Consider the following 7,550-nt stretch of genomic DNA (forward strand, 5'->3'; position numbering starts at 1 on the left):
TAGCCCCTCTTCCCTAGCATAGCCGCGTTCATCTATAAAAATCTGTAAAAAAGGAACCGCCCGAACAGTAGTCCGGGCGGAGTGTGGTGTGAGGAGTGAACGGAAACTAAATGGTCTCCGCTTTCTATATTGTGGCATCTCCTTCTGGATAATTGCAGGGATTTTTGTAATTTGCTAGACTACTTAACAATTTTTTGACCCACCCCCTCTAAAAAGGGGTGAGCTTGCGCTGTTACAAAAATCTTTTAAAGCTATGCTGGTAGGACTTCAGGAATCTACTTACCCATACCTAACTGCTGAGCTTTTTGATAGACCTTACCTTCAGTCAGTAGTGAAGGAGCGATCGCCACTTCTACTTGCTGCATTTCCTTAAGATTCTTAGCCCCCAACGTACCCATGCTAGTTTTCAGAGCACCGAGTAAATTGTGAGTACCGTCATCTAGCAGTGCGGGCCCGCGCAAAATTTGCTCCAAAGTCCCAGTTGTACCAACACGGATGCGAGTTCCGCGAGGTAAAACAGGGCTAGGAGTCGCCATTCCCCAGTGATAGCCGCTACCAGGAGCTTCTGCGGCTCTGGCAAAGGGGGAACCAATCATTACGCCGTCGGCACCGCAGGCGATGCACTTACAGATATCGCCGCCAGTAATTAAGCCGCCGTCAGCAATGACAGTGACATACTTGCCAGTTTCTTGATAATAATCGTCCCGCGCCGCCGCACAGTCTGCGACTGCTGTCGCTTGGGGAACGCCAACGCCTAAAACACCGCGAGATGTGCAAGCTGCACCGGGCCCAATACCTACGAGAATGCCAGCCGCGCCAGTTTTCATCAAATTTAGGGCAACTTCGTAGGTGACGCAATTGCCTAAGATGACTGGAATAGGCATCTGTTGGCAAAACTGAGTCAGATCCAGAGGCGTTACCGATTCAGGGGAAAGGTAAGCGGTGGAGACGACTGTTGCTTGTACGAAAAATAAATCGGCTCCAGCTAGGGCAACGGCTGAGCCGTATTTGCTTGCGCCTGCGGGGGTAGCGCTGACGGCGGCAATTCCTCCCTGAGATTTAATTTCTTGAATACGTTGCTGGATTAATTCTGGCTTGATCGGTTCGGTGTAGAGTTCCTGCATCAAGCCGACAAATTCATCTTTGCCGACGGAGGCGATGCGCTCTAATATTGGCTGGGGATCGGCATAGCGGGTTTGGATGCCTTCTAGGTTGAGTACGCCTAGCGCTCCCTGCTGAGATAGGAGTACGGCCATGCGGACATCTACTACTCCGTCCATTGCACTGGCGATGATGGGGATTTCGCGATCGATGCCTCCGATCTGCCAGTGGGTGTCTGCCAAAATTGGATCGAGGGTGCGCTGTCCGGGGACTAGCGCGATTTCGTCAATGCCGTAAGCTCTGCGAGCTGTTTTGCCGCGCCCTATTGATATTTCCACTCTTCTGTACCGTTCCCAAGACTATTAGTTTAGGGTATCAAATTATTGCGGGGGTTTTGCGGTTTGGGGGGAGGTGGGGGAGGCGATGTCTGCGGCTGGCTAAGCCTTGGCGCTTATTGTCAGTTTAGAAACAGATCGGGGTGCGATCGCTATAAATTTCGGTCGATGGAGTGAGTACCAAGTTGGCGATCGCGCCGGATTGAATACTAAATCATAGATTGAATACTAAATATAGTTCTATAACTTCTAGGCGAGACGATCTCCGACAACCATCTTAGGCTTAGGTGTTTGCATTATAATTAATAACGCAACAACTATTTTAACTATTCTTTAAGAGAGGAAACTAGGTTATGGATACGATCGCAAATCTGTCTGGTTATGAGGTTACAGAAGAACTATATTCAGGCAGCAGGGTAAACGCATCTAAATTAAGTTGACATAAAATCATATTTGTGCATAACTATTCTCTGAGAGAAGCATTCTTAAAACTCTTAAATCTGATGCAATTAACCCAGTTAAAATCGAGCTTTAAGAACTTCTGAATTCTTAAAGCTGAATCAATTTAGATCGGGAATCCGTTTTCCTGTTTCAGTAAATTGACAGCTAAACGACGTAGAAAAGCAAAATTTTCAGGAGAATGATCTTTACGAATGCGGCTCTTGTCTTCAGAAAAAGTAACATCTAATGTCCAATGTAAGCTATTTTCAATACCCCAATGACTGCGAATTGCTTGAGAAATCTTCTCGGCATTACTGGCTAAACTACTTAAATAAAACCGAACTTCTGTGGTAGTTTTATTCCACAAACGTCTTTCACTTACGACCATCACAATTGTTTTTAATCCAGTCCATAATGATTGATTATAAAGAGGTGGCAACTCTGAGACTGCCACTGTCCAAATTTGTCTTTTTTCAACTCGATGATGCCCTGCTTCTATTTGTTGATAATAGCTATGCTCTCTGCCAACAAACTTTTCTATTTTAGCTTTTCCATAGAGTTCTATTGCTACCCATCCATCCGCACCGCTGATGACAGCTAGAATGGCAATGGCTACAATATCTATTAGTAAATTCTCTTTACTTCTTTCTATTCTTGGATCGGTCAATGCCTCAAAATGGTTTAAAAAACTAACGTTCAATAAGTCGGTCGGATTCGATAGACCTATTGTTTTTTCTTGGAAAGTTAATGTTGAAGTAAACCCTTTCGCCATCGATCGTACCTATGAATTACACACTTGATTTAGCCAAATACTTCATCTTATCATATTTTAGGTTGAAATTAAGATGCGTTTACCCTGCAATCGGTAGTGATTCGGATTCGCGATAATGGTCGGGGTATTAGCGATGAGGTGAAACCGAAGATTTTTGACCATTTATTTACGACTAAAGATGTGGGCAAAGGCACGGGATTGGGTTTGGCGATCGCGCGTCAAATTGTGGTAGAAAAACATGGAGGCCAATTGATGTGTAGTTCGACTCTGGGTGTGGGTACTGAATTTGTAATATCACTACCTTTGAAAAATTAGAGCAATTATGCTATGATGGTTAGATTACATCCTCCTGCTCAATCAAGATTGATAGAGCGTGAAGCCACTGAAACAGAAGTAATTCCTACTGTTCATTGCTAAAGCCTGCTTACTATTCCCTTCTTCCCCTAGCCCCTAGCTATATTAGTTTGCCTAACAACAATAAACCTTACTCAAGATGAAACTGAAACGATTAGGCCACGTCGCCATTTGTGTCAAAGATATTGACAAAGCAGCCGAGTTCTACCAAAACTTAGGAATGGAATTAGCCTGGAAAGATGCAGACTGGGCCTACCTGAAAGCTGGCGATGATGGACTGGCCTTATTGAGTCCTAGTTACAACCAAGCAGGGCCGCATTTTGGGTTTGTTTTTCGCGATCGCGCGGAAATGGAAGCCGCCTACAACCAACTCAAAGCTGACGGCATCCCCGCCACCCACATCCACGAGCACCGCGACGGTACAGCCTCCTTCTACGCACGCGATCCAGACGGTAACGGCTTTGAGTACCTCTACGAACCGGCTTAATTTTAGATATTAAAAATGACCCCCAGACTGAGACATTGACGGTTGGTCGCTGCTTTCTAGCTTAGCTTTTCGCCTTGCTAACATTCGGGAGCCGTATCTGTTAGTCCAAACCTGGGTAAATTCTGCGCCTAAAAATAGAATTTGGGCCGAGTAATTAATCCAAAGCAAAAGTATTACAAACGATCCAGCAGCACCATAGGTCGATCCGATGCCGCTGCTACCCAAATATATTCCAATTAATGACTTACCGATGGTAAATAGGACTGAGGTGATCGCGGCTCCCACCCAAACATCATTCCAAACCAGTTTAACATCAGGTAAAAATTTATAAATCAAGGCAAAAAGCACTGTCACCACGCTAAAAGAGATACCAAAATCAATCAGTTGCCAAAGACCACTGGGGATATGCAGTAACCCATTTAACCACTGATTTATTGCTGTTAATACTGCGCTGATTACTAAAGAAACTAGGAGTAAAAAGCCAATACTGAGAATCATTGCAAAAGATAATACCCGGTCTTGCAGAAAACCTAGCCACCCGCGTCCCGGTGGTGGTTCAACATTCCAAATCATGTTAAGAGCTTCTTTCAGATTAGTAAATACGTTAGTTGCTCCCCACAAAAGTGTAGCCACACCAATGACAGTGGCGATAATTCCCGACTGGCGATGGGAAGCATTAGCTACAAGTTGCTGGATGGTTTCTGCACCGTCTTTGCCCACTAAACTTTGAAGTTGCCCTACAAGTTGACCTTGAGCGGCCTCTTGACCGAAGACTAATCCTGCGATCGCAATTACGATGATTAGCAATGGTGCTAGAGAAAACACTGTATAAAATGCTAAAGCTGCCGCTAAGGTAGGGGCTTTATCTTTTTGCCATTCTTTAAAAGTTTCTTTAATTAGGGATATGATTCTTTTCAATTTCACGGGATGAAGTTCCTTAATTTATACAGGAATTATGCAAATCTATTCGTAACCATTGATTTTTAGTCGATGGTGCCTAACTTCTGTAAGAGTTTGCTTCTTGAATTTTACTAAGGAGAGATTTTTTTTCGCCTCTGCCGTCGGATAGATATACTGATTAGTAATGTTTAACTAATTACGAACACTGATTTTAAGGATTACGCGGATTACACAGACGATCTTCTAATACGAACACTGATTTTAAAGATTACAGGGATTACACAGACGATCTTCTAATCTGTGTAATCTGAAAATCTGCCTCATCTATGTAATCTCAATTATTAATTACTAAATATCCTTGTTCCACCGCCAAGGATTAAAAAATACTACAATCTTGGCAAACGGATTTTATTTAGTATATCTTGTAATTGCTCAGTTGCACCGTTCAATTGTTCTGCCAAAGATGCAATTTTTCCATAAGCCTCAACTAAGCGATCGCCCTCAACATGAACCTCATCCGTTGGATAATTTTTAATCATTTCCATCACAGTAATCTCATTATCCTGACTCGCGGATAACACTAAAGCCGATCGCAAAGCCTCCCGATCCGCATCCTGTGAAGGAGGATGAATTACCTGACCAACCTCATCTAAAATCATTTTCCCAGGTTGACTATTGAGCGCTTGTTCTAAAAATCCTTTATTCACCTTGACAGGCTTTTTCAAAGCGCGGCGCACTGTCTCTGGGTTTTTATTCGCCTTCCCCAAAAGCATCTCTAACGCAGGTGACATTTGTCCAGTTTTTGTAAAATTCTCCAGTTCGCTGACGGGGATAGTCATTTGAATAATGGTGTATTTGAGTACCACTTTTTCAGCAGCGACCGCAGGATTGCTGTAGAAGGCAATTCCTACACCTACTGCTAAAAATAATGTGCATATATGTGCCAATTTTTTTAAGTGCATAGTTAATCCTCAAATCTCTTGTTACTTTAACTATAGCCAATTAGCAGTTGATTCATTAGCATTCTGTAATTTTAACCAGATTTAAGATTTGGGCTTATGTAGTCAATAAATAATGTCCCCCGCAAACCCAAAATCATAAATCAGGAATTACCATCATGAGCAATCAGCATTCTCGCTTTAATCCCTTTACCATCCTCAACCATTTTAGCCAGCAGTCTGCGGCCGCCGCTGTTGCTTTGCTAGTTGGCTCCTTGGGTGCTACAGCACTCCCGACTTGGGCAAATTCTCCCCAAAGAACGCCACAGGTGAGAACAATTTATGTCGATCCAGCCAGGGGAAGCGATCGCGCTAATGCTGGTAATCCAGCCGTGCCCTACCGTACCATCACTTATGCTCTTCAGCAAAGCAATTCTAACACTTTAATTCAACTAGCTCCGGGTAACTATAGCGCCCAAACGGGGGAAAGTTTCCCGCTAATAATCAAACCTAATGTAATTCTGCGCGGCGACGAAGTTAATAAAGGTAAGTCGGTACGAATTATTGGCGGCGCTAACTTTATTAGTCCGAGTTTTGCTAGACAAAATGTGGCAATTAGAGCTGAAAATGGCAGCCAAATTAGCGGTGTCACCGTTACTAATCCGAATACTCGCGGTACGGGTCTATGGGTTGAATCTGGCAGTCCGGTTGTTGCTAATTCTACCTTTTTTAATAGCCAACGTGAAGGTATTTTTATTACGGGTAGCAGCAGTCCTAAAATTAGCAATAATGTCTTTACTCAGAATAATGGTAATGGGATTTCTGCGGTGCGGTCTTCTCAAGGTGAAATCCGAGGAAATTTATTTCAAAATACAGGATTTGGGATTGCTATTAATGACTCTGCATCGCCTTTGGTTGCAGAAAATCGGATTATTGAAAATCGGGATGGCATACTAATTTCTCACTCGGCGCGGCCAATGCTCCGTAGTAATTTGATTGAAAATAATGTGCGGGATGGGGTGGTGGCGATCGCTAAATCTCAACCTGACTTGGGTACCGCAGGTAGTCCTGGCAAAAATATCATCCGAGGTAATCGGCGTTACGACCTCTACAATGCCACTCGTACTAATACCATTTTCGCGATCGGCAATCAACTCACCAAAACTCGGACTTCGGGCCCGATCGACCTGACGGCCAGCCGATAGAAGTTGCAGAACTCACTTAAATTAATGAGCGCCAGTCTTCCTATAGGTGGAGGCTGGCGCTCAGCTTAATATTATGATGTTATTTTTAGGGTCTTTATGAAAGCTGACCCCAATTGAACCGATTAAAAGGGATTTATGGTTAGAGCCTTTAAATTGGGTAGCTCTAATTTAACTATACTGATATTGACATAAACTTGTCAGGGATCAAGATTTTCGTAATAATTTCTTTATATTCTGAACTTTCATTGCTTCAGATGTCGCTGTGTCACGATTTGTAGCGTTTCGTTACTTTGACTTGGAGGAGCGGCGCGATCGCTGCTCTAGGCGGAACAGCCACACCATCAGAGCCACAACTCCGACTTGCAGAGCAAAATTGGGGATCGCTGAGCCAACTTCGCGACCGACCATGAGCTGACCCAGAAAAACCAGGCCACCGATGAAACCAGAAGCGCCGCAAGCGACGTACACAAACTGTCGTAGAGTTCGGTAGGGAGCCACCATCTCTGCTTTTAAGCGCTGATATTGTTCTGGACTGATTTGACGGGGAGTTTTCGAGCGATCGTCTGGCATTTGTTCGCAGAGGTAATAGATGATTGAGAACCCACGATGTAAAAAGGTGGGCATTTTTCCACAACTTATAATTTAGTCGATAAATGGTTACGCTAGTTCTATTAATGTATTTGTAATTTTTATAGGGATTTAATAAAACTTTACATTCTACCCGCATTCTGAATGGGTGTAGCAGATGTGGGGATCGCTCTTTTGGTAAGTCAATTAAATGGAAAATGGAGGCGATCGCTTTTGAAATTTTGTCACCATAGAGTAGCAACTAAGGTTGCAAATTATATACAAAAATTGACATAACTTGGCAGGAAAATCGCTAAATCAGGTCGAGCTTGTGTTTTAATTAAATAAAAGGGGGGAAAATATTAAGTAGACGGATTTTAATTAAACCTATTGTTTAAATTACCATCTAACTTGTGGCTTTTTAGTAGTTAGCTATTAACAATTAGCCTT

At 43.2% G+C, this 7,550-nt stretch carries 7 protein-coding genes and 1 pseudogene; 3 read left to right on the top strand and 5 right to left on the bottom strand.

The window, feature by feature from the left end; translation table 11 throughout:
• Window positions 1-275: 275 nt before the first annotated feature.
• Both OSCI_RS10890 and OSCI_RS10895 read right to left on the bottom strand, forming a co-directional pair.
• Window positions 276-1,439, bottom strand: coding sequence for a GuaB3 family IMP dehydrogenase-related protein (locus tag OSCI_RS10890; RefSeq protein ID WP_007354992.1), 1,164 nt, complete (start codon window positions 1,437-1,439; stop codon window positions 276-278).
• A gap of 562 nt (window positions 1,440-2,001) precedes the next feature.
• Entirely contained in the window at window positions 2,002-2,649 is a 648-nt protein-coding gene (locus OSCI_RS10895) for an ISAs1 family transposase (protein ID WP_007354993.1), read from the bottom strand.
• Window positions 2,650-2,748: 99 nt separating this feature from the next.
• Between OSCI_RS10895 and OSCI_RS31955 the strand changes: the two are divergent.
• Window positions 2,749-2,964 (top strand): annotated as a pseudogene (locus OSCI_RS31955) (sensor histidine kinase); the annotation flags it as partial.
• Window positions 2,965-3,142: 178 nt separating this feature from the next.
• A complete protein-coding gene (locus tag OSCI_RS10905; protein ID WP_007354995.1) occupies window positions 3,143-3,490 on the top strand; it encodes a VOC family protein in 348 nt (115 codons plus the stop codon).
• Window positions 3,491-3,499: 9 nt separating this feature from the next.
• On the opposite strand, the gene OSCI_RS10910 is transcribed toward OSCI_RS10905, so the two are convergent.
• Window positions 3,500-4,414, bottom strand: coding sequence for a YihY/virulence factor BrkB family protein (locus OSCI_RS10910; RefSeq protein WP_007354996.1), 915 nt, complete (start codon window positions 4,412-4,414; stop codon window positions 3,500-3,502).
• Between the two features lie 362 nt (window positions 4,415-4,776).
• On the bottom strand, window positions 4,777-5,352 hold the full coding sequence (locus OSCI_RS10915; protein ID WP_007354997.1) for an alpha/beta hydrolase: 576 nt from the start codon (window positions 5,350-5,352) through the stop codon (window positions 4,777-4,779).
• Window positions 5,353-5,507: 155 nt separating this feature from the next.
• Here OSCI_RS10915 and OSCI_RS10920 point away from each other — a divergent pair, with 155 nt between their 5' ends.
• Entirely contained in the window at window positions 5,508-6,533 is a 1,026-nt protein-coding gene (locus OSCI_RS10920) for a DUF1565 domain-containing protein (protein ID WP_007354998.1), read from the top strand.
• A gap of 285 nt (window positions 6,534-6,818) precedes the next feature.
• On the opposite strand, the gene OSCI_RS10925 is transcribed toward OSCI_RS10920, so the two are convergent.
• The gene (locus OSCI_RS10925; protein WP_026103813.1) at window positions 6,819-7,103 is read right to left on the bottom strand and encodes a DUF3493 domain-containing protein; all 285 of its coding nucleotides are present in this window, start codon (window positions 7,101-7,103) and stop codon (window positions 6,819-6,821) included.
• Window positions 7,104-7,550 lie beyond the last annotated feature (447 nt).

It is taken from the genome of Kamptonema sp. PCC 6506, from assembly GCF_000180455.1.
GTDB lineage: Bacteria > Cyanobacteriota > Cyanobacteriia > Cyanobacteriales > Microcoleaceae > Kamptonema > Kamptonema formosum.